This is a genomic window from Nocardioides sp. S5-5 (assembly GCF_054954065.1).
The window spans coordinates 3,874,457-3,895,177 of sequence record NZ_CP199913.1 but is presented as its reverse complement, the minus strand read 5'-3'; the positions used below and the strand labels follow the sequence as shown (position 1 = coordinate 3,895,177).

General features: G+C 72.3%; 24 protein-coding genes. 13 read left to right on the top strand and 11 right to left on the bottom strand.

Translation table 11 applies throughout. From position 1 onward, the window contains the following. The first annotated feature begins 30 nt into the window (after positions 1–30). The 7 genes from rsmI to ACUP6Y_RS18755 all read left to right on the top strand — a co-directional run bounded on the left by rsmI (position 31) and on the right by ACUP6Y_RS18755 (position 7,588). Entirely contained in the window at positions 31–867 is an 837-nt protein-coding gene (gene rsmI, locus ACUP6Y_RS18785) for a 16S rRNA (cytidine(1402)-2'-O)-methyltransferase (protein ID WP_462552372.1), read from the top strand. Then, positions 860–1,711 carry an alpha/beta fold hydrolase gene (locus tag ACUP6Y_RS18780; protein ID WP_462552371.1) on the top strand — a complete coding sequence of 284 codons (852 nt, stop codon included), beginning with the start codon at positions 860–862 and terminating at the stop codon, positions 1,709–1,711. The genes rsmI and ACUP6Y_RS18780 overlap by 8 nt, the downstream gene beginning before the upstream one ends. After that, a complete protein-coding gene (locus ACUP6Y_RS18775) occupies positions 1,708–2,562 on the top strand; it encodes a TatD family hydrolase (protein WP_462552370.1) in 855 nt (284 codons plus the stop codon). The genes ACUP6Y_RS18780 and ACUP6Y_RS18775 overlap by 4 nt, the downstream gene beginning before the upstream one ends. Positions 2,563–2,792: 230 nt before the next feature. Further along, the gene (locus ACUP6Y_RS18770; RefSeq protein WP_462552369.1) at positions 2,793–3,950 is read left to right on the top strand and encodes a transglycosylase family protein; all 1,158 of its coding nucleotides are present in this window, start codon (positions 2,793–2,795) and stop codon (positions 3,948–3,950) included. Positions 3,951–3,967: 17 nt separating this feature from the next. Further along, the gene (rsmA, locus tag ACUP6Y_RS18765) at positions 3,968–4,855 is read left to right on the top strand and encodes a 16S rRNA (adenine(1518)-N(6)/adenine(1519)-N(6))-dimethyltransferase RsmA (RefSeq protein ID WP_462552368.1); all 888 of its coding nucleotides are present in this window, start codon (positions 3,968–3,970) and stop codon (positions 4,853–4,855) included. Continuing rightward, positions 4,852–5,745 (top strand): 4-(cytidine 5'-diphospho)-2-C-methyl-D-erythritol kinase, encoded by an 894-nt coding sequence (locus tag ACUP6Y_RS18760; RefSeq protein ID WP_462552367.1) that lies wholly within the window; start codon positions 4,852–4,854, stop codon positions 5,743–5,745. The genes rsmA and ACUP6Y_RS18760 overlap by 4 nt, the downstream gene beginning before the upstream one ends. Further along, positions 5,738–7,588, top strand: a complete 1,851-nt coding sequence (locus ACUP6Y_RS18755) for an ABC-F family ATP-binding cassette domain-containing protein (RefSeq protein WP_462552366.1) — start codon at positions 5,738–5,740, stop codon at positions 7,586–7,588. The genes ACUP6Y_RS18760 and ACUP6Y_RS18755 overlap by 8 nt, the downstream gene beginning before the upstream one ends. A 75-nt stretch (positions 7,589–7,663) precedes the next feature. Here ACUP6Y_RS18755 and ACUP6Y_RS18750 read toward each other — a convergent pair whose 3' ends face one another. Beyond that, positions 7,664–8,152 (bottom strand): MarR family winged helix-turn-helix transcriptional regulator, encoded by a 489-nt coding sequence (locus ACUP6Y_RS18750; protein WP_462552365.1) that lies wholly within the window; start codon positions 8,150–8,152, stop codon positions 7,664–7,666. A gap of 66 nt (positions 8,153–8,218) precedes the next feature. Between ACUP6Y_RS18750 and ACUP6Y_RS18745 the strand changes: the two genes are divergently transcribed. Next, positions 8,219–9,034, top strand: coding sequence for a methyltransferase domain-containing protein (locus ACUP6Y_RS18745; RefSeq protein ID WP_462552364.1), 816 nt, complete (start codon positions 8,219–8,221; stop codon positions 9,032–9,034). A 219-nt stretch (positions 9,035–9,253) separates the two neighbouring features. Here ACUP6Y_RS18745 and ACUP6Y_RS18740 read toward each other — a convergent pair whose 3' ends face one another. Further along, on the bottom strand, positions 9,254–10,123 hold the full coding sequence (locus tag ACUP6Y_RS18740; RefSeq protein ID WP_462552363.1) for a hypothetical protein: 870 nt from the start codon (positions 10,121–10,123) through the stop codon (positions 9,254–9,256). 191 nt (positions 10,124–10,314) lie between these two features. On the opposite strand from ACUP6Y_RS18740, the gene ACUP6Y_RS18735 reads away from it, so the two are divergent. Both ACUP6Y_RS18735 and ACUP6Y_RS18730 read left to right on the top strand, forming a co-directional pair. Continuing rightward, positions 10,315–11,775, top strand: coding sequence for a sigma-70 family RNA polymerase sigma factor (locus tag ACUP6Y_RS18735; protein WP_462552362.1), 1,461 nt, complete (start codon positions 10,315–10,317; stop codon positions 11,773–11,775). A gap of 42 nt (positions 11,776–11,817) precedes the next feature. Beyond that, positions 11,818–12,297: a hotdog fold domain-containing protein gene (locus ACUP6Y_RS18730; protein ID WP_462552361.1), complete on the top strand. Its 480-nt coding sequence runs from the start codon at positions 11,818–11,820 to the stop codon at positions 12,295–12,297. 9 nt (positions 12,298–12,306) lie between these two features. Here the strand turns inward: ACUP6Y_RS18730 and ACUP6Y_RS18725 are convergent, their stop codons facing one another. The 4 genes from ACUP6Y_RS18725 to ACUP6Y_RS18710 form a co-directional block, all read right to left on the bottom strand. Further along, positions 12,307–12,702, bottom strand: coding sequence for a hypothetical protein (locus ACUP6Y_RS18725; protein WP_462552360.1), 396 nt, complete (start codon positions 12,700–12,702; stop codon positions 12,307–12,309). Positions 12,703–12,798: 96 nt separating this feature from the next. Then, entirely contained in the window at positions 12,799–13,227 is a 429-nt protein-coding gene (locus tag ACUP6Y_RS18720) for a hypothetical protein (RefSeq protein WP_462552359.1), read from the bottom strand. Continuing rightward, complete coding sequence (locus ACUP6Y_RS18715) at positions 13,224–14,081, bottom strand: NAD-dependent epimerase/dehydratase family protein (protein WP_462552358.1); 858 nt, start codon at positions 14,079–14,081, stop codon at positions 13,224–13,226. Before ACUP6Y_RS18715 ends, ACUP6Y_RS18720 begins: the two co-directional genes overlap by 4 nt. Continuing rightward, positions 14,078–14,647, bottom strand: coding sequence for a cupin domain-containing protein (locus ACUP6Y_RS18710; protein WP_462552357.1), 570 nt, complete (start codon positions 14,645–14,647; stop codon positions 14,078–14,080). Before ACUP6Y_RS18710 ends, ACUP6Y_RS18715 begins: the two co-directional genes overlap by 4 nt. Before the next feature lie 20 nt (positions 14,648–14,667). On the opposite strand from ACUP6Y_RS18710, the gene miaB reads away from it, so the two are divergent. Then, a complete protein-coding gene (gene miaB / locus ACUP6Y_RS18705) occupies positions 14,668–16,182 on the top strand; it encodes a tRNA (N6-isopentenyl adenosine(37)-C2)-methylthiotransferase MiaB (RefSeq protein WP_462552356.1) in 1,515 nt (504 codons plus the stop codon). A 5-nt stretch (positions 16,183–16,187) separates the two neighbouring features. Beyond that, complete coding sequence (locus ACUP6Y_RS18700) at positions 16,188–16,919, top strand: Type 1 glutamine amidotransferase-like domain-containing protein (protein ID WP_462552355.1); 732 nt, start codon at positions 16,188–16,190, stop codon at positions 16,917–16,919. On the opposite strand, the gene ACUP6Y_RS18695 is transcribed toward ACUP6Y_RS18700, so the two are convergent. From ACUP6Y_RS18695 to ACUP6Y_RS18685, 3 genes are all read right to left on the bottom strand, one after another. Then, entirely contained in the window at positions 16,916–17,410 is a 495-nt protein-coding gene (locus ACUP6Y_RS18695; protein ID WP_462552354.1) for an NUDIX hydrolase, read from the bottom strand. The two genes, ACUP6Y_RS18700 and ACUP6Y_RS18695, sit on opposite strands and share 4 nt — an antisense overlap. Before the next feature lie 30 nt (positions 17,411–17,440). Then, complete coding sequence (locus tag ACUP6Y_RS18690; RefSeq protein WP_308087313.1) at positions 17,441–17,644, bottom strand: antitoxin; 204 nt, start codon at positions 17,642–17,644, stop codon at positions 17,441–17,443. Positions 17,645–17,707: 63 nt separating this feature from the next. Further along, complete coding sequence (locus ACUP6Y_RS18685) at positions 17,708–17,953, bottom strand: antitoxin (RefSeq protein WP_462552353.1); 246 nt, start codon at positions 17,951–17,953, stop codon at positions 17,708–17,710. Between the two features lie 65 nt (positions 17,954–18,018). On the opposite strand from ACUP6Y_RS18685, the gene miaA reads away from it, so the two are divergent. Further along, positions 18,019–18,951 (top strand): tRNA (adenosine(37)-N6)-dimethylallyltransferase MiaA, encoded by a 933-nt coding sequence (miaA, locus tag ACUP6Y_RS18680; RefSeq protein ID WP_462552352.1) that lies wholly within the window; start codon positions 18,019–18,021, stop codon positions 18,949–18,951. Positions 18,952–19,009: 58 nt separating this feature from the next. Here the strand turns inward: miaA and ACUP6Y_RS18675 are convergent, their stop codons facing one another. Continuing rightward, positions 19,010–20,437 carry a phytoene desaturase family protein gene (locus tag ACUP6Y_RS18675; RefSeq protein ID WP_462552351.1) on the bottom strand — a complete coding sequence of 476 codons (1,428 nt, stop codon included), beginning with the start codon at positions 20,435–20,437 and terminating at the stop codon, positions 19,010–19,012. Continuing rightward, positions 20,434–20,649, bottom strand: coding sequence for a DUF3556 domain-containing protein (locus tag ACUP6Y_RS18670; protein ID WP_462552350.1), 216 nt, complete (start codon positions 20,647–20,649; stop codon positions 20,434–20,436). Before ACUP6Y_RS18670 ends, ACUP6Y_RS18675 begins: the two co-directional genes overlap by 4 nt. Between the last annotated feature and the right edge of the window lie 72 nt (positions 20,650–20,721).

Below are 20,721 nucleotides of genomic sequence, written 5' to 3'. Positions count from 1 at the left end.
CCTACGTGGCCCATCTGCAAGGATCGGGACGTGACTGGAGTCCTGGTGTTGGCGGGTACGCCGATCGGCCAGGTCGGCGACGCGCCGCCCCGGCTGGCCGAGGAGTTGGCCGCCGCCGACGTGGTCGCCGCGGAGGACACCCGCCGGCTGCGCCGCCTGGTCACGGACCTCGGGATCGAGCTGTCCGGACGGGTCGTGTCGTACTTCGAGGGCAACGAGGCCGCCCGGACGCCGACGCTGGTCGAGGCGCTGGCGAACGGCGAGCGGGTGGTCCTGGTGACCGACGCCGGCATGCCCAGCGTGTCCGACCCGGGCTACCGGCTGGTGGCGGCCGCGGTCGAGGCGGGGATCCGGGTGACCGCCGTACCCGGCCCCTCGGCGGTGCTCACCGCTCTCGCCGTCTCCGGCCTGCCGGTCGACCGGTTCTGCTTCGAGGGCTTCTTGCCGCGCAAGGCGGGGGAGCGCGCGCGCCGGCTCGCGGACCTCGCGACCGAGCAGCGCACCATGGTCTTCTTCGAGGCGCCGCACCGCACCCAGGCCGCGCTGGAGGCGATGCGGGACGCCTTCGGCGCCGACCGGGCCGCTGCCGTGTGCCGGGAGCTGACCAAGACCCACGAGGAGGTACGGCGAGACGGGCTCGCCGCTCTCGTCGACTGGGCTGCCGAGGGAGTGCGCGGCGAGGTCACCATCGTGGTCACCGGAGCCACCCCCGGCGCCGGCATCGCGACCGATCCCGACAGCCTGCGGGCCGCGGTCGCCGGTCTCGAGGAGTCCGGCATGCGACGCAAGGAGGCCATCGCCGTGGTGGCCGGTCAGGCTGGACTCCCCAAACGCGACGTCTACCAGGTGGTGCACATCGATGGCTGAGCTGACGACCCTGACCCGCGACGGACTGGTCTTCGACGTCCTCGACGAGGGCCCGCGCGAGGGCGAGGTCGTCGTCCTGCTGCACGGGTTCCCGGAGCGCTCGACCTCGTGGCGGTTCGTCGCGCCGCTGTTGAACGAGGCGGGCTACCGCACCGTCGCGATGGACCAGCGCGGCTACTCCCGCGGTGCCCGGCCGCGTCGCCGGCGCGACTACCGCGGCGGCGAGCTGATGGGCGACGTCCTCGCGCTGGTCGACGCCGCGACCGGTCCGACGGGCAAGGCACACGTCGTCGGCCACGACTGGGGCGCGATCCCGGCCTGGCTGGTGGCCGGCCACCACCCCGACCGGGTCGCCTCCTTGACCGCGGTCTCGGTGCCGCACCCGCAGGCGTTCCTGAGCTCGATGCTCCACTCCGAGCAGCTGCTGAAGTCCTGGTACATGCTGGCCTTCCAGCTCCCACGCCTCCCCGAGCTGGTGCTCAGCCGGACCGGCGACCTCGGGGCGCGCCAGCTGCGCGGAGCCGGCTTCACCGCCGACGACGTGGCCCGGTTCCGCACCGAGATCGTCGAGGACGGCGCCCTGCCGACCGCGCTCAACTGGTACCGCGCCCTGCCGCTGGGCGATCCGCGCCTGATGCGCCGCCGGGTGAGCGTGCCGACCACCATGGTGTGGAGCGACCAGGACGTCGCGCTCGCCCGCTGGGGCGCCGAGCACGCCGGCGACTGGGTCGACGCTCCGTACCGCTTCGTGCCCCTCGCGGGTGTCTCGCACTGGATCCCGACCCAGGCGCCCGAGGCGCTGGCCGAGGCGATCCTCGACCGCGTGCGCTCCATCGCGTCGTGAGCGACGAGCGTCCGCCGGTCCCGGAGCCGCTGCCGCACCCGGTCGTTGACAACCACTGCCACCTCGACATCAGCCGCGAGGGCCGCGGTGCCCAGCCGTGGGATGCGCGGGAGGCGATCGACGCGGCGGTGGCGGTCGGCGTACGACGCATCGTGCAGATCGGCTGCGACCTCCCCGGCGCGCGTTGGGCCGTCGCGGCGGCGGCCGAGCACGCCGAGCTGGTCGCCGGCGTCGCCCTGCACCCCAACGAGGCGCCCCGGATCCTCGCCGAGGGCGGCCGGGCCGCCCTGGAGGCCGCGTGGGAGGAGATCGAGCAGCTCGCCGGCGCCCACCCGAAGGTGCGGGCGGTGGGGGAGACCGGGCTCGACGCGTTCCGGACCGGCGAGGACGGGCGGGCCGCGCAGGTCGAGTCCTTCCGCCGGCACATCGACATCGCCCGGCGGCTCGGCAAGACGCTGGTCATCCACGACCGGGAGACCCACGACGAGGTGCTCGAGGCGATCGACGGCGAGGGCGCGCCCGAGCGCTGGGTGATGCACTGCTTCTCCGGCGACGCCGGCTTCGCCCGCGCGTGCCTGGACCGCGGCGCGTACCTCTCGTTCGCGGGGACGGTCACGTTCAAGAACGCCGAGCCGCTGCGCGAGGCGCTGCGGACCACGCCCCGCGACCGGGTCCTCGTCGAGACCGACGCGCCGTACCTCACGCCGGTGCCGTACCGCGGTCGCGCCAACGCGTCGTACCTCGTCCCGCTGACGGTGCGCGCCATGGCGGCCGAGCGGGGCGAGGACCTGGCGGAGCTGTGCGCGGCGATCGACGCCAACACGGAGGCGGCGTTCGGCGGGTCCTGGTAGGACCTTCCTGCCACGGTGACGGGTGGGGCTGGTGGGGCGATCACGGGGTGAAACAGGTCACGCGGGTCAGTCGTGAGGACCCTCGCCAAGTTGCGATTCGCCGCGCGCCCCTGTTCTGGTGGGTGACTGACGGCCGGGATCGGGACGCAGTTCTCGCAGGTTCACCGGCCAGTTCTCCCCTGGGGCGAGCTGGCTGCCCGAGGCCCGGAGAGCACGACGTTCGGAGCACTGTGCGACCCACGCACCTCACCGGCCACCTCCTTCGCCTGGCCCACAGCCGCAAGGTCCTCACCCTCACCGTCGCCGCCGTCGTGCTGGCGGTGTCCGCGGTCACCTGGGGCTACTCCTCGATGACCACCGAGGTCCGGCTGTCGGTCGACGGCAAGGAGCGCACCGTCTCCACGATGGGTGACACCGTCGGCGACGTGCTGCGCGACGAGGGCATCGAGGTGTCCGACAAGGACGTCGTCCAGCCCAGCGTGGACTCGTCGGTCGAGGCGGGCGACCGGATCGCCGTACGGTTCAGCCGGCCGGTCGAGCTGACCGTCGACGGCGTCACCAGCACCCACTGGGTGACGGCGACCGACGTCGAGGGCGCGCTCCGAGAGATCGGCGCAGCGATCGGCTCGGGTGCTGATGGGGCGTACGCCGACAGCCGGCTCTCCACCAGCCGTGGCGCCGACATCGACCGCGGGGGCGCGGAGATCGACGTCGTCACGCCCAAGCAGCTCACCTTCGTGCTCGCCGGCCAGAAGCCGGTCACCCGTGAGGTGCCCGCCCTGACCGTCGCGGACGCCCTGGCCGAGGTCGGCGTCGAGCTCGACGTGTACGACAAGGTGCGCCCGGCCCGCGACGCCGCGATCGCCGACGGCGACAAGATCATCTTCACCGACATCGAGAAGCGCGAGCGCTCGGTGACCGGCGAGGTCGTGAAGGCGCCGGTCGAGAAGGTCTCCGACGACTCGATGTACCAGGGCCAGACCAAGGTCGTCACCGAGGGCGTCCCCGGCGCCCGCGACGTCACTTACAAGGTGACCGTCCGCAACGGCAAGGTCGTGCGCCGCGTCGTCCTCACCGCCACCGTCACCGCCGAGCCGACGCCCGAGGTCGTCAAGATCGGCACCAAGCCCGTCATCGAGTCCGGCAACACGGTCTGGGACCGTCTCGCCCAGTGTGAGGCCGGCGGCAACTGGCACATCAACACCGGCAACGGCTACTACGGCGGCCTCCAGTTCAACCTCGGCACCTGGCGCGCCAACGGCGGCTCCGGCTACCCCCACCAGGCCTCCCGCGAGGAGCAGATCCGGGTCGCCACCCGGGTCCGCGACGCCTCGGGCGGGTACGGCGCGTGGCCGGCCTGCGCCGCGAAGCTCGGCCTGCCTCGGTAGACCGATAGCCTGACCCCATGCCTGAGACCTCCGCGCCGCGGCTACTGGGCCCGGCGGAGGTTCGAGAGCTCGCCGCGCGGCTGGGCGTACGTCCGACCAAGCAGCGCGGCCAGAACTTCGTCATCGACGCCAACACGGTGCGCCGGATCGTCCGCGAGTCCGGTGTGACCGACGGTGAGGTCGTCCTCGAGGTCGGTCCCGGGCTGGGGTCGCTGACCCTGGCGCTGCTCGAGGTCGGCGCCGAGGTGACCGCCGTCGAGATCGACCCGCTGCTCGCCGACGAGCTGCCGGCGACGGTCCGGGCCCACGCGCCCGGACAGGCCGAGCGGTTCCGGGTGGTGCTCGCCGACGCGCTGAGCGTCACCGAGATCCCCGGTCCGCCGCCGCAGGCGCTGGTCGCCAACCTGCCCTACAACGTCTCTGTTCCGGTGCTGCTGCACCTGATGGCGTTGCTGCCCTCGCTCCAGCACGGCCTGGTCATGGTGCAGGCCGAGGTCGCCGACCGACTGGCGGCGCCCCCGGGATCGAAGACGTACGGCGTCCCCTCGGCGAAGGCGGCCTGGTTCGCCGACGTACGCCGAGCCGGCGCGATCGGCCGCAACGTCTTCTGGCCCGCACCCAACGTCGACTCCGGCCTGGTCGCCTGGACCCACCACGCGCCGCCGACCGACGCGGTGACGCGGGAGCAGGTGTTCGCGGTGATCGACGCCGCGTTCGCGCAGCGGCGCAAGATGCTGCGCGGCGCGCTGCGCACCCTCGCCGGTGGCGCCGAGCAGGCGGAAGCCGCGCTGCGAACGGCGGGCATCGACCCGCTGACCCGCGGCGAGGCACTCGGGATCGACGAGTTCGTGGCGATCACGGTCGCCCTCCACGCGACGGCCGACGGCCCGAAGGGCGATTCATGACACAGGTGACGGTCCGGGCACCCGCCAAGATCAACCTCCACCTCGGAGTCGGCGGGCTGCGACCGGACGGCAAGCACGCCCTCGCGACGGTCTACCAGGCCGTCGGGCTGTACGACGACGTCACCGTCGTCGACGCCGATGCGTGGGCGGTCGGGCTGACCGAGGCCGTCGACGGCGTACCGCTCGACGGTGCCAACATCGCCGTCCGCGCCGGCCGTGCCCTCATCGCTCACCACGGTCTGGACCGCGCCGCGCGGATCACCATCGCCAAGGGCATCCCGGTGATGGGCGGCATGGCCGGCGGCTCCGCCGACGCCGCCGCGACCCTGCTCGCCCTCGACCGGCTCTGGGACCTGCAGACCTCCGACGACGACCTGCTCCGCATCGCCGGGACGCTCGGGAGCGACGTACCCTTCGCGCTGCTCGGCGGCACGGCCCTCGGCACGGGTCACGGCGAGATCGTCACCCCGGTCGCCGACGCCAGCTCGGTGTGGTGGGTCGTCGTCCTCTCCGACGAGGGCCTGTCCACGCCCGCGGTCTACGGCCACTTCGACGAGCTCTCGCCCGACGCGCCCGCCGAGCCCCCGATCCCCGACGACCTGATCGCCGCGCTCGGCGCCGGCTACACCGACGAGATCGGCGACCTGCTCGCCAACGACCTGTGGCCCGCCGCCCGCGACCTGCGTCCCGACCTGGTCGACGTCGAGGTCCGGCTGCGCAGCATGGCGCCCGACGGCGTGCTCCTCTCCGGCTCCGGCCCCACCCTGCTGGTGCTCCACGAGGACGTCGAGGAGGCGCGCACCACCGTCGCCGAGCTCACCGCCCAGGGCCACCGCTGCACCCTCGCCCCCGGCCCCGTCGCCGGTGCCCACGTGGTGACCTATGCCTGAGCCTCGGTCCCTCCTCAACCTCGAGCGGGTCTCCAAGTCGTACGGCATCCGTCCGCTGCTCACCGACGTCTCCCTCGGCATCGGTGCCGGTGAGCGGATCGGCATCGTGGGCCGCAACGGCGACGGCAAGACCACCCTGCTGCGGCTCATGACCGGCACGGAGGAGCCCGACGAGGGCCGGGTCTCGCGCCAGCGTGGCCTCCTGCTCGGCGTGCTCGCCCAGCAGGACGACTTCGACGACGCCCACACCGTGCGCGAGGTCGTGCTCCAGGGCAAGGCCGACCACGAGTGGGCGGCCGATGCCCGGCTGCGCGAGATCGTCGACGTACTCCTCGCCGGCGTCGACCTCGACCGCGCCGTCCACGGCCTGTCCGGCGGCGAGCGCCGCCGCTGCGCCCTCGCGGGGCTGCTGCTCGGCGACCACGACCTGATCGTGCTCGACGAGCCCACCAACCACCTCGACGTCGAGGCGGTCGCCTGGCTGGCCGCCCACCTCGCCTCCCGCTCGTCCGCCCTCGTCGTCGTCACCCACGACCGGTGGTTCCTCGACGCCGTGTGCCAGCAGACCTGGGAGGTCCACGACGGGGTCGTCGACCTGTACGAGGGTGGGTACGCCGCCTTCGTCCTCGCCAAGGCCGAGCGCCAGCGCCAGACAGCCGCCTCCGAGCAGCGCCGGCAGAACCTGGTCCGCAAGGAGCTCGCCTGGCTGCGTCGCGGCGCCCCCGCCCGCACCTCCAAGCCGAAGTTCCGCATCGACGCGGCCAACGCCCTCATCGAGGACGTCCCTCCGCCGCGCGACCGGCTCGAGCTGCAGCGCTTCTCCACCCAGCGGCTCGGCAAGGACGTCATCGACGTCGAGGACGTCGACTTCTCCCGCGGCACCCGCCAGCTGCTCTCGCACGCCACCTGGCGCCTGGGCCCCGGTGACCGGGTCGGCCTGGTCGGCGTCAACGGCGCCGGCAAGACCTCGGTGCTGTCGCTGCTCTCCGGTGAGGCCGCCCCGTCGGTCGGCAAGGTGCGTCACGGTCGCACCGTCGCCCTCCAGCACCTGTCCCAGAACGTCGAGTTCGACGACCCCGAGGCACGGGTGCTGGCCACCGTCGAGTCGATCCGCCGCGTCACCCGGACGCTCGACGGCCAGATCTCCGCGACCTCGATGCTGGAGCGCTTCGGCTTCACCGGCGACCGGCTCACCGCTCGCATCGGCGACCTCTCCGGTGGCGAGCGCCGCCGCTTCCAGCTGCTCCGGCTGCTGCTCACCGAGCCGAACGTGCTGCTCCTCGACGAGCCCACCAACGACCTCGACATCGAGACCCTCAACGTCCTCGAGGACTTCCTCGACGGCTGGCCCGGCACCCTCGTCGTGGTCTCCCACGACCGGTACTTCCTCGAGCGGGTCACCGACTCCGTCTGGGCACTGCTCGGCGACGGGCAGATCTCGATGCTCCCGCGCGGGGTGGACGAGTACCTCGAGCGCCGCGCCCAGGCGATGCATCTCGACGTCGCGTCGCCGGTCGCGTCGGCTGCCGCGGCCGGGTCGGTGTCGGCACAGCCGTCGGCTGGCTCGGGTGATGCGGCCGGCGCCGCCGGGGCCACCGCCTCGGGCGTGGCCAAGGCCAAGGCCGGGTCGGCCGAGGAGCGCGCCGCGAAGAAGACCGTCGCCCGGCTGGACAAGGTGCTCGAGCGGCTCTCGGCCCGCGAGGCGGAGCTGACCGCCGATCTCGCCGCCCATGCCACCGACCCCGAGCGGCTGACCGTGCTCGGGATCGAGCTCACCGCGCTGCAGGAGGAGAAGGAGCTGGCCGAGCTGGAGTGGCTCGAGGCCGCCGAGCTCCTCGAGTAGACGAGCTCCTCCGGTAGCCGGGACCGGAGCCTGCCGGAGCGGCAGTGAGCCCGGAGCCGGCGATCAGCCCGGTGATCAGCCCGCGAACGGGACGAGCAGCCGCCGGAGCAGGCCGGCGAGCGCGGTCTGGTCGTCGGCCGAGAGACCGGTGAGCAGCTCGCGCTCGGCATCCAGCAGGGCGGCGAAGGCGCCGTCGACCGCGTCCTTGCCGTCGGGGGTGAGCCGGACCAGGACCCCCCGCCGGTCGGTCGGGTCGGGGTGGCGCTCGACGAGGCCCCGGGTGGTGAGCCGGTCGACCCGGTTGGTCATGGTCCCGCTCGTCACGAGGGTCTCGCGCAGCAGCCGGCCGGGGGAGAGCTCGTACGGCTCGCCCGCCCGCCGCAGCGCGGCCAGGACGTCGAACTCCCAGGACTCGATGTCGTGGGTCGTGAACGCGTGTCGCCGGGCCCGGTCGACGTGGTGGGCCAGCCGCGAGATCCGGCTGAACACCGACACGGGCCCGAGGTCGAGGTCGCTGCGCTCGCGCGCCCATGCCTCGATGAGCTCGTCCACCTCGTCCCGCATGGCCTCACCATAGCCGACCGGTCGAGAATCTTGATATCAAGATAAATTCAACGTAAAGTCGACCCCGTGGAGATCCGCACCGCCGACCTCGGCCCGGTCGCCCTGACCTGGGACCCCGATCGCTACCTGACCTACGCGGACGAGCGCGGGCGCCCGTTCCTCGACCTCGTCGGCCGAGTCGCTGCCGTGGATCCCCGGGTCGTGGTCGACCTCGGTTGTGGACCTGGCAATCTCACCTCCCTTCTCGCTGATCGCTGGCCGGCCGCGGCGATCACCGGTGTCGACTCCAGTGCGGACATGATCCGTGCCGCCTCCGACAGTTCGGCCAGAAGGAGGGTGTCTTTCCACAGGGCCGACCTGAGGGAGTGGCTGGCGGCCGCGCCGAGTGGCGGCGTCGACGTGCTCGTGTCCAACGCGACCCTGCAGTGGCTGCCCGAGCACCTCGACCTGATGAGCGCCCTGGCAACAGCCGTCAGGCCCGGAGGCTGGCTCGCCTTCCAGGTGCCGGGCAACCATGGCGAGCCGAGTCACACCCTGCGCGCGGAGCTCGCCGCCGAGTCGCCGTACGCCGCCCACACGGCGGGCGTCGCCGCGCCGCACTCCCAGGGCGCGGAGGCCTACCTGCGTGCGCTGCAGCTCCTCGGCTGTGAGGTGGACGCGTGGGAGACGACCTACCTGCACGTCCTCCACGGGCCGGATCCGGTCTTCGCCTGGATCTCGGGGACCGGCGCCCGTCCGACCCTGCAGGCGCTGCCCGACGATCTGCGTCCCCGGTTCGAGGAGGAGCTCAAGGCGCGGCTGCGGACGGCGTACCCGGACGAGGGCCACGGCGTGGTGCTGCCGTTCCGCCGGATCTTCGTGGTGGCCAAGATCCCGGCCTGATCGGCGAGGTGAGGTCAGGAGAAGGCAGCCGCCGGGATTCCCCTCCCTCCGGGGAACCCCGGCGGCTGTTGCTCCCACCCTGGTGTGGTGCGTGCCGAGGCGGCTGCAGTCCTGTCCCAGGTCGTCGAGCCCGCAGCACCCCCCAGATGCTTCGGACCCCGCGCCGCTCCCTCCCGCCCCCCAGCCGGATCGGATCGGCGCTGCAGCCGCCTCGGCGGCTCATGGGGCGGCGCGGCCGCCCGGATGTCGGTAGCGCCGGGCCGCGTGATGGGCTCGCGGCCGGCCGACGGCTCCGTGCTCCTGCTCGCGACACAGGTCGACGAGGGTGGTGACGACCGACGCGGCATGCGTCGCGCCGTTCTGGTGGGCGAGGTCGATGATCCGGCTCGGGTACGGCGACCAGGGGTCCGCGATGATCATCGCGATGTGGTGGCGCCACTCGGCGATGGTGCCGTGCGCCGCGATGTCGGCGAACTCCTCGACGGAGTCGAGCGTCGGGACGGTCCAGGCCCGGTCGACGCCCTGCACGAGCAGAGCGTGCGCGGCCCGCAGGCACGCGTCGTCGATGGTCGCGCTGCGCGCCGCGGTCCGCGGGTGCCGCGCGAGCCGCCGGCCCAGACCGGGGACGAGCATCCGTCGCAGCGCGGCGGTGGTCAGCGGCAGCCGATCGTCGGTCTCGAGCGCCGTGCCGTAGCGGTGCTGCAGCCGGGCGAGACGGTCGTGCCCCATCTCGTCGGCGAGCGCGGCCAGGGCGGTGTGGTCCTCGACGCGGCCGAAGAGCGCGAGGCCGACCAGGTTGGCCGAGGCGGCGCAGGCCGGGAGGGTGTGCGAGATGTCGTCGTGCTCCTCGACCAGCGCGATCAGCCGGGTCCACGCGTCGTGGTCGTCGCTCGCGACGACACCGGTCCGGGCGAGGGTGTCGTCGATGACGTCGAGGAAGAGCTCCTCGTGGGGGACGCCGAGCGCGCGTCGTCCTCGCACGTGGGTCCGCAGCGCCGCGGCCCGGCGGGCGAGCGAGCGCGGGCGCAGGGCGACGACCGGCGGCAGCGGACGGGCGCCGCGCGCGGTGGTCGAGCGCGTCGTGCTCATCTGTCTCCGATCGGTCGGTGCGGTGCCCCGGGCGGGGGCCTGTCACTGAACTGGACGGAATCCGGAGCGGAACATCACGCGGTTTTCGCCACGAGTTAGAAAGTTTTCCGATTCGATGCATCATCGGAGGCGCTCGGTCGTTGGATAGGGCGTCGCGGGCAGGTCCGCGGCTCCCGAGACAGGCAGGAACGATGGCAGAGGATCGGATGGGCGAGGACGCGTCCCGTACGCCGGAGCAGGAGCTGCTCGCGCGGGTGCGCTCCGGCGAGACCGGCGCGTTCGAGGAGCTGTACCGCGACCACGTCGACGGCGCGCGCCATCTCGCCCGGATCCTGGTCGGTGCCGACGCCGCCGAGGAGCTGGTGGCGGAGTCGTTCTCGCGGGTGCTCGCCCAGCTGAGCTCGGGTGGCGGTCCGACCTCGAGCTTCCGCTCGTACCTCCACGTCACCATCCGCAACGGCTACCGCGACGGCCTGCGCTCGCGGCGTGAGTCCGTCGCCTCCGACCAGCCGTGGCTCTTCGAGCAGGCCGAGACCGGTGGGGTCACCCCGGAGGAGGCGGTCGAGGGTCTCGACGAGACGGTTGCCGTCGACGCGCTCGCGACGCTCCCCGAGAGCTGGCGCAAGGTGCTGTGGCACGTCGAGGTCGAGGGCCGCAAGCCGGCCGAGGTCGCCACCTTGATGGACCTCAAGCCGCGTGCCGTCTCCTCGCTCGCGCATCGCGCCCGCGAGGGACTCAAGCGCGCCTACCTCGACCTGCACGCCGGCCCCGAGCCGGCCGGGGAGCAGTGCCGCTGGGTCCACCACCGGATGAGCCAGTACGCCCGCGGCGACCTCGGCGCCCGCGCCGAGCAGAGGTTCGGCACCCACCTCGACGGCTGCGCGTCGTGCCAGCGTGCGTTCCTCGTCGTCGACCGGGTCAACCAGAAGCTCGCCGTCCACGTGCTGCCGATCGTGCTGCTGGCCGTTCCCGCGAGTGGCAAGGGCCTGCTCTGGCTCGCCGGAGGCACGGCGGCCGGTGGCGCCGCCGCGGGCGCTTCCGGCGGCTCCTCGGGCGGCGCGTCCTCGGGGGCACTGTCCGGCGTCGGTGGCCCGGTGACGGCCGTGGCCGCCACGGTGGCGGTGGCGGCCGTGGCGGTGGGTGCATTCGTCGCCTTCCGTGGCGGGGATCCGTCCGACCGCACGCCGTCGGCATCGCGGCCGTCGGTCTCGGCGACCCCCGGCGACCTGTCGGCCGACCCCCCGGCCCACAGCCCTGCCGGCAGCCCGGCCGACCCGTCCGCGACGGATCCCGCGCCGACCGTGCCGGCCGGCGACCCCCCGACCGACGCGGCGACGAGCCCCGCCACGCCCGGCGCGGAGAAGGCGACGCCGAAGCCCGCCCCGACGACGGCGACACCCACGACCAAGGACACTCCGGCGGCCGGCCCGGGTGCCGCGCCGAATGCTCCGGCGACGACGCCGCCGAGCGACGTACCGACCACCGAGTCGAAGCCGACCGAGTGCGGCGGCCGCCGGATCTGCGCCGGTCCGGTGACCATCACGGTCCCCGGTGACGGCGACCCGGGCCTGACGGTCGAGGTGGACCTGCCGGGCCTGCCGATCAAGGTCGGGGTCGGGCCCGACGGTGTGATCGTCGGCACGAACCACTGAGCGGGCTCGCCCCGAAGGTTACCGACGAGTAATCTGAGGCTCATGACCCAGGTCCACAGCCTCTGGAAGACCACGACGAGCCTCCCCGTGGTCGGCGGTACTCTCGGCAAGCGCGTGTTCTCGATCGCGTTCAGCCAGAAGGCGCCGTACTTCGCCTCGATCCACCCGCGGGTGACCGAGCTGCGCCCCAACTACGCCTCGGTGCTCATCGTGAAGCGCCGCAGCGTGCAGAACCACATCGGCACGGTCCACGCGATCGCCCTGTGCAACGGCCTCGAGATGGCGATGGGCGGGCTCGCCGAGGCCACGATCCCCAGCACCAAGCGCTGGATCCCCAAGGGCATGACCGTGTCCTACACCGCCAAGGCCACCGGTGACGTCACCTGCATCGCCGAGACCGATCAGGAGCAGTGGGACACCGCTGAGGGCGACCTGCCCGTGCGAGTCCGCGGCGAGCTCGCCGACGGCACCGTGGTCATCGACGGCACCATCAACTTGTGGGTGAGCAGCAAGAAGCGCTGACCCGCGGGGTCAGAAGATGTCGGGCAGCACGCTCAGCGCCAGACCTACGAGCAGTGCGGCGACGGCGAGCAGTCCGGCCTTGCGCTGAGCTGTCGAGGAGGCGGCCCGGTCGGCGTCGGTGAGCGGGTCCAGACCGCGTTCGGCCCGCCACGCCGCCTCCTCCTCGTCCCACTGCTCCGGGGGAGTGGCGCTGCGCAGCACCGCCCCGAGCCCGAGCAGCAGCAGCGTGAACCCGCCGCCCGCGACCGTCAGCACGGTCAGGATCGCCGAGACCCCGCGGGTGTCGGTGCCGAACATCAGCCCGGCGCCCATCCCGACCGAGACCAGCAGCGCGAGGATGCTGAGGACGCTGCCGATGACCTCGTTGTTGCGCGCGACGAAGCCTGGGGGAGCGGAGTCAGCCATGCCCCGACCTTAGCCTCGATCCGTGGACGGGCGCCGGAGCGAGCGGCACCGCAGGGGTGCAGTCGCAAGGAGGCGGCGCGTGCTACGTGTCGCGCATCAGCTTGCCGGTGGCGCCCACCGCTGGATCAGCCTGTTCGGGACGAGCAGGAGGCAGGACAGCACGGTGACCCCGACGAGGAGCACCGCGTTGCCGATCTGGTCCGCGGTGTCGTACACGGCAAGGTGGTGGAGGTGGAACAGGCAGTGTGCGGTGTTGAACGTCAGCCAGCCCGTCCCGACGAGCGTGAACCTCTCTCGGCTCGGCTTGGCCACGGTCCACAGAGACATCGCCGCCATGGCGCAGTACATCGCGCCGACGTCACGAGCGAGGTGCTCGTTGTAGGCGCCGAGCGCGTCGACCCAGTGATGGCCGAAGCCGGGGAAGGAGTCGTAGAACGCCCGGGGGAGGAACAGCGCCCAGACACCGACGAAGACTCCACTGACTCCGAGGAGAGCAGAACAGACTCGGCTGAAACGAAGGCTCATGACCTGACGACGAAACCGCTGCGCCACGACGGCCACGTGGGCTTCCATCCGAGAACCTTGGCACGCGCGTTCAGCGCTCCTCGCGCCCAGGGATCCCGGTCCTGCTTGACCTCGGGCACCGGGCCTCCGACACTTCGCGCGAAGACCGGAACCCAGTCGGTGCCGGCTGCGGGCTCATCATCGACGATGTTGTACGTACCGCTCGGCCACTCGATGGCCTCGACGACGGCCCGGGCCGCGTCCTCGACATGCACGAAGCTCGCGACCGACGGAGTCGCCGGCAGAAGCCCGCCTCGTGCGAACTCGCCGAAGAGCCCGTCAGGCCAGTACCAGGTGCCGGGGCCGTAGAGCACTCCGTTGCGGAGAACGACCGATGCGCCGACACGTGCGGCCTCCGTCTCGAGCGCCTGTACTGCCTCGACCGATGCCCTGCGGGTGTCCACCTGCGCGTCGACGTCGAGAGCGACCGACTCGTCGGCCGGGCTCTCGCCGCCCTCGTATGCCCAGGCGATGCTCTGGGCGACGATGCGACCCGCACCAGCTGCCACAGCGGCGTCGACCAGGCTTCGCGAGCCATCGACCCGGATGCGTGCGTTCGCTGCGGGGTCACCCTGGGTCAGGTCGGTCAGCTGATGGAGAACGACCTCGGCCCCTGCGGCCCTGACGAGCTCGGTCACTCGAACCGAGTCGAAGACGTCACCTGCGACCACGGTAGCTTCGGGCGAGACGATCTGGGCCGCCTTCGCGGGGTCGCGAGTCATGACGGTCACGTCGTGACCACGCTGCAGGAGCAGGGGGACGGCGAGGCGTCCGATGGCACCGGTGCCGCCTGCGAGGAAGATCCGCATGGTCATCGCCACGCCGTCGCGTCGGGGTGGCGAAGATGGTCGCGTTCCTTCATCTCCTCGGGTGTGAGGAATGCGAACAGGTCCGCCCCCGGAGGGCACATCAGGTGGGCGACGAATCGGGTAGGCGCATCGGTCACCAGGTTGGCTGCCTGCCAGTGGACCCGGTCTCCGCCCGGCTCCCAGAACGCCTCTCCCGCCTTGATCGCACGAGGCTCCTCGCCCTCGAGCTCGAAGAGCATCTCGCCCTCGAGCAGGTAGCCGAACACCGGCCCCGCGTGACGGTGGGGCCGGGAACCTGCGCTACCGGGTGCGATCTCGATGACGGCGGTGAACACCTGCGAGCCGTCGACCAGGGGAGCTTCAGGGATGTGACCAACGAGCGAGATCTCGGTCTCAGGCTCTTCAGACATCGGGTCTTCCTCCAGTTCACGTCGATCCATGCGTGCAAGGAGGTGACGAGATGGCGACCTCAGATGTGACATCACCCGGCTCGTCCGCCCAGCACCCCGGCCGGTGGTCGACGCGCTGCCCGAACGTGCGTCGTTCCTCTGGTTTCCCGGATGCACCTCCACGCTCGTACCCTTGAGCGGTCATGAGCAGCAGCGCCGAACAGCCGAGGACCTACGAGGTCCGCACCTACGGGTGTCAGATGAACGTCCACGACTCCGAGCGCCTCTCCGGGCTCCTCGAGGACGCCGGCTACCTCCCCTTCGATCGAGTGCCCGAGGGTGAGCAGCCCACCCATCCGGATGTGGTCGTGTTCAACACCTGCGCGGTGCGGGAGAACGCCGACAACCGGCTCTACGGCAACCTGGGCCACCTCGCGCCGGTCAAGGCCAAGCGTCCCGGCATGCAGATCGCCGTCGGCGGCTGCATGGCGCAGAAGGACCGCGACACCGTGGTGAAGAGGGCGCCGTGGGTCGACGTCGTGTTCGGCACCCACAACATCGGCTCACTGCCGGCGCTGCTGGACCGCGCGCGCAGCCAGCAGGAGGCGCAGGTCGAGATCCTCGAGTCGCTCGACGTGTTCCCGTCGACGCTGCCGACCAAGCGCGAGTCGGCGTACGCCGCCTGGGTGTCGGTGAGCGTGGGCTGCAACAACACCTGCACGTTCTGCATCGTGCCGAGCCTGCGTGGCAAGGAGAGGGACCGCCGGCCGGGCGAGATCCTCGCCGAGATCGAGGCGCTGGTCGCCGAGGGCGTCTCGGAGATCACGCTGCTGGGCCAGAACGTCAACGCGTACGGCGTCGAGTTCGGCGACCGGCAGGCGTTCTCCAAGCTGCTGCGGGCGTGCGGCGGGATCGAGGGCCTGGAGCGGGTCCGGTTCACCAGCCCGCACCCGGCCGAGTTCACCGACGACGTCATCGAGGCGATGGCCGAGACGCCGAACGTGATGCCGAGCCTGCACATGCCGCTGCAGTCCGGCTCCTCGAAGGTTCTCAAGGACATGCGCCGGTCCTACCGGCAGGAGAGGTTCCTCGGGATCATCGAGCGGGTCCGCGCCGCGCTGCCCGACGCCGCGATCACCACCGACATCATCGTCGGCTTCCCCGGCGAGACCGAGGAGGACTTCCAGGAGACCCTCAAGGTCGTCCGGGAGGCCAGATTCTCCGGGGCGTTCACCTTCCAGTACTCCAAGCGCCCCGGCACCCCGGCCGCGACGCTCGAGAACCAGGTCCCGCAGGCCGAGGTCACCGACCGCTACAACCGCCTCGTCGAGCTGGTCAACGAGATCACCTGGGACGAGAACAAGCGGCTGGTCGGCCGCGAGCTCGAGCTGATGGTCGCGGAGGGGGAGGGCCGCAAGGATGCCTCCACCCACCGGCTCTCCGGCCGCGCCCCCGACAACCGGCTGGTGCACTTCGAGGCCGACTTCTCCCAGGTCGGCGGCGAGCCGCGGCCCGGCGACATGGTCACCGTCCAGGTCACCTACGCCGCCCCGCACCACCTGGTCGCCGACGGCCCGGTCCGCGCGCTGCGTCGTACCCGCTCGGGTGACGCGTGGGAGCGGAGGACCGCCGAGCCGGTGGCGCCCCAGGGCGTCGGCCTCGGGATGCCGTCGATCGGCGTACCCGCCCCGCTGCCCGATGCCCCGGCCTGCGGCTGAGGAACGTGGCCGCTGACGCACCCACCATCGTCGCCACCTCGGGTGGCGTGGTGCCGGGCGCGCGCACGAAGTGGTCGATCGGCCCGCTGACGAGGTACGCCGTCGACCTGGCCGGCGTCGGAGGCAGGGCCCCGCGCGTGTGCTTCCTCGCCACGGCCTGCGGTGACCAGCCGGCGGTGCTCCGCGACTTCTACGACATGGCGCAGGAGGCGGGCTTCCACGGCAACCACCTCTCGCTCTTCGCGATGCCCAACGTGGACGACATCCGAGAGCACCTGCTCTCCCAGGATGTCATCTGGGTCTGGGGCGGCAGCGTCGCCGGGCTGCTGGCGATGTGGGAGCTGCACGGCGTCGGTGAGGCGATGCGCGAGGCGTGGCAGGCGGGCGTCGTGCTGACCGGGATCTCGGCCGGCTCGATCTGCTGGCACGCCGGTGGCACCACGGACTCCTTCGGGCCCGACCTGCGCCCGATCACCAACGGCCTCGGCCTGGTGCCCTGGTCCAACGGCGTCCACTACGACTCCGAGGAGCAGCGGCGCCCGCTGTTCCAGGAGCTGATCGCGGCGGGGAAGCTGCCGGCCGGGTACGCCACCGACGACGGCGTCGGTCTGCACTACCGCGGCACCGAGCTGGTCGAGGCGCTGACGGAGCAGGCCGGCAAGGCGGCGTACTTCGTCGAGCGGGGCGATGACGGCATCGCCGTCGAGACGCGGTTGGAGACCCGGCTACTGCCCTAGAACCCGTGGTGGGTCAGCGCCGGCAGGTCACCCCGGCGCAGCCCGGCGAGGACGGCCGCCTCGTGCGGGACGAGGGGCTGGGGGAGCGCGGACAGCGGGAACCACCGCAGGTCCGCGCACTTGGCCGGCTCCACGATCCGCGGCTCGCCGGTCCAGGACCGGGCGGTGAAGAAGAAGTCGACCCGCTCGTCGATCGGCAGGTCGTGGGCGGTGCGCTGCATGGTGGTGGCGAAGGTGAGCTCGAGGTCGTCGACCGCGATCTCCTCGAGCGCCTCGCGGCGGGCGGCGACCTCGGCGGTCTCGCCGCGCTCGACGTGCCCGGCCGCGGCGGCTGCCCAGAAGCCGTCCAGGTAGCCGGTGTTCTGCCTCAGCTGGAGGAGCACTTCGGTGCCCGTCGTACCTCCCGGGTCGGTCTCCCGCAGGAGGAAGACGTAGGAGGCGGGGACCACGGCGAACCGGGTCTTCCCGGTCGCAGGGTCCTGGACGGTCACCGAGGTGCTCGCTTCCGCCGGCTGCGCCGGTCAGCTGATGTCGTCGTTCTTGCCGTCGAGCGAGTCGAGGGCGTCCTTGGCCTTGTCGGCGCCGAGCTCGATCTTGTCGTCGAACTTGCCGCCGGTCTTGTCGGAGGCGAAGTCGGCGGCCTTGTCCACCGCGTCGCCGATCTTGTCGCCCTGGCTGTCGACCGCGTCGGTCAGCTTGTCCTTGGCGTCGTCGAGAAAGCCCACGAGAAACCCCCAAAGGTGTCAGTACGACGGCCCGCCTTGAGCCCCCGCCGGAACTCTAGAGGATCAGGGTGAGGGCGGGGTGTCTCCGGTGGGCGGCTCGTCGCCGTCGTCCAGCTTGCCGAGCGCGTCCTTGGCCTTGCCGGTCGCGTTCTCGATCTTGTCGTGGTACTTCCCACCGGTCTTGTCGTCCACGAAGCCCGCCGCCTTGTCGAGGCCGGATTCGATCTTGTCGCCGTGCTTGTCGACCGCCTCGCCCACCTTCTCGGTGACGGTGTCCTTGGCGCCCTTCAGCCTGTCCAGGAATCCCATGGTCTGCTCCTCGCGGTCCTGGCCCGAGTGGGCCACCGGATAGGGGTCATTGCCACACTAATCCCATGCCGGGAACGTCCACCATGCCGCCGATCGTCGCGATCGTCGGCCCGACGGCCAGCGGCAAGACGTCGCTCTCGCTCGACCTCGCCGAGGCACTGGGCGGCGAGGTGGTCAACACCGACGCGATGCAGGTCTACCGCGGCATGGACATCGGTACGGCGAAGCTGCCGCTCGCCGAGCGCCGGGGGATCCCGCACCATCTGCTCGACACCCTCGAGGTTCGCGATCCGGCCACCGTCGCGGAGTTCCAGGGCTGGGCCCGCGCGACGATCGCCTCGCTCCGGGCCCGTGGCGCGACCCCGATCCTGGTCGGCGGATCGGCCCTCTACACGCGCGCGATCCTGGACCGGTTCGAGTTCCCCGGCACCGATCCCGCGGTCCGGGAGCGGCTCGACGCCGAGCTCGCCGAGGTCGGCAGCCCGGCCCTCCATGCCCGGCTGCGCGAGCTCGACCCGGTGGCCGCCGAGCGGATCGAGGTCGAGAACGGCCGCCGCGTCGTCCGCGCCCTCGAGGTCATCGAGATCACCGGCGCCCCCTTCAGCGCGAGCCTTCCCGTCCAGGAACACGTCGACCCACACACCGTCCAGCTCGGCGTCGCCATCGACCGCGAGACGCTGGACGCGCGGATCGCCGTACGGGTGCGGCAGATGTTCGACGACGGCCTGCTCGACGAGGTCTCCCGCCTCCTCGATGAGGGTCTCGCGGAGGGACGCACCGCCGCGCTCGCGATCGGCTACCGCCAGGCGATCGCGGTGCTCGCCGGCGAGATGACGGTCGAGGAGGCGATCGAGAGGACTGCTGTCGCCACCCGGCAGTTCGCGCGCCGCCAGCTGGCCTGGTGGCGCAACGACCCGCGGATCACCTGGTTGGCGTACGACGACCCGGAGCGCGTCGGGAAGGCGTTGGTGGTCATCCGGGATGCCGGGGCGACGTAACGTCATTCGTTCCGTGGGCGATCGCCCACGGAACGAATGACGTTACGTCGGTGAGTCCTCAGCGCAATCGGCTGAGCGCCGCCTCCGCCGCGTGGAACCCGCCCATCCCATGCACCCCGGCGCCGGGTGGCGTGGCCGACGAGCACAGATAGACCCCGGGCACCCCCAACGCGTAGGGATCCAGCGCCGGGCGTGGCCGGAACACGATCTGCCGGGCGGTGTTCGCGCCGGCGGAGATGTCGCCCCCGACGTCGTTGGCGTTGTAGTCCTCCCACTCCGCGGGGCCGCGGGTCGCGACGGCGAGCACGCGCTCGCGGAAGCCGGGCGCGAACCTCTCGATCTGCCCGAGCACGGCCTCGGTCGCGTCGCCGGGGTAGCCGTGGGGGACGTGGGCGTAGGCGTAGACGGGGTTCGCGGAGCCCGACGAGCGGGAGGGATCGCACAGGTACTGCTGGCCGAGCAGCACGAACGGCCGGTCGGCCATCCGGCCGCGCACGGTGTCCTTCTCGACGGCGGCGACCTGCTCCGCCGTACCGCCGAGGTGGAGGGTGCCGGCGCGGCGGCAGTCGGCGTTCGTCCACGGGATGTCGCCGTCGATCGCGAGGTCCACCTTGAACGCCGCCGGACCGTACGAGTAGCGCTGCAGGGAGCGGCGCACCCGAGCAGGGAGCCGCTCACCCACGATCTCGAGTACGCCGGCCGGTGCGGTGTCGAGCATGACCGCCTCGGGAGCCTCGCCCACCAGGCCGGGCAGCTCGTCGAGCGAGGTGACCCGGACGCCGGTGATCACCCGCCCGCCGTACGACGCGAGCTCGGCCAGCAGCGCCCGGGTGATCGCCTCCGTGCCGCCCTCCGCGACCGGCCACCCGACGGCGTGGGCGGTGCCGGTCAGCATCAGCCCGACCGAGCCGCTCAGCGGGGTGTCCAGTCGGCCGAAGGCGTGCGCGGCGACGCCCATGAACAGCGCGCGGGCCGGATCGTCGCGGAAGCGCGCGGCGGTCCAGGTGGCCGGCAGCAGTGCCTTCGCTCCGAACCGGCCGAGGGTGAGGGGGTGCCGGGGGACGTGGACGACGGGTTGGAGGACCTCGGCGATCAGGTCGTCGAAGTCGCGCACGATGGGGGCGAAGATCCGCCGCCACCGCGCACCGTCCTCGCCCAGCGACCCGACCGACAGGGACATGTCCCGGGTGGCGATCCCGGCCCGGCCGTCGTCGAGCGGGTGGGCCAGGTCGATCTCGGGCCACAGCCAGCGCAGGCCGTGGCGCTCCAGCCCCAGTGACCGGAAGTAGGGGGAGGCGACGCCGGTGGGGTGGAAGGCGGCGCAGTCGTCGTGGAGCAGGCCCGGCAGGGTGCGCTCGCTGGTGCGGGCCCCACCGCCCGGCCGGTCGTGCGCCTCCACCACGGTGACGGCGAGACCGGCCTGGGCCAGGCGGATGGCGGCGGCGAGCCCGTTCGGGCCGCTGCCCACGATGACTGCGGTGCTCACGACACGGCATCCTTGCGGCGGTACCCGGGCGCGGTCCAGTCGACCCGCAGCGGCACCGGTCCGTCGGGCAGCCACGGCTGCTTCTTGACGCAGTCGCGCACGTCCCGGCTCCCGCGCTCGACGACGCCGAGTGCGGCGTCGATCATCCGGTACTCCTGCGGTCGGGAGGTGCGCCGCGCCGCCGCCCTCCTCGCCCGCGACCTGCCCGCCATCCGCGAGCCGGTCCGCGGGCGACCGGTCGGCGAGGAGCGGCTCGACCTCGAGCTGGCGCTGGTCGCGTGCCG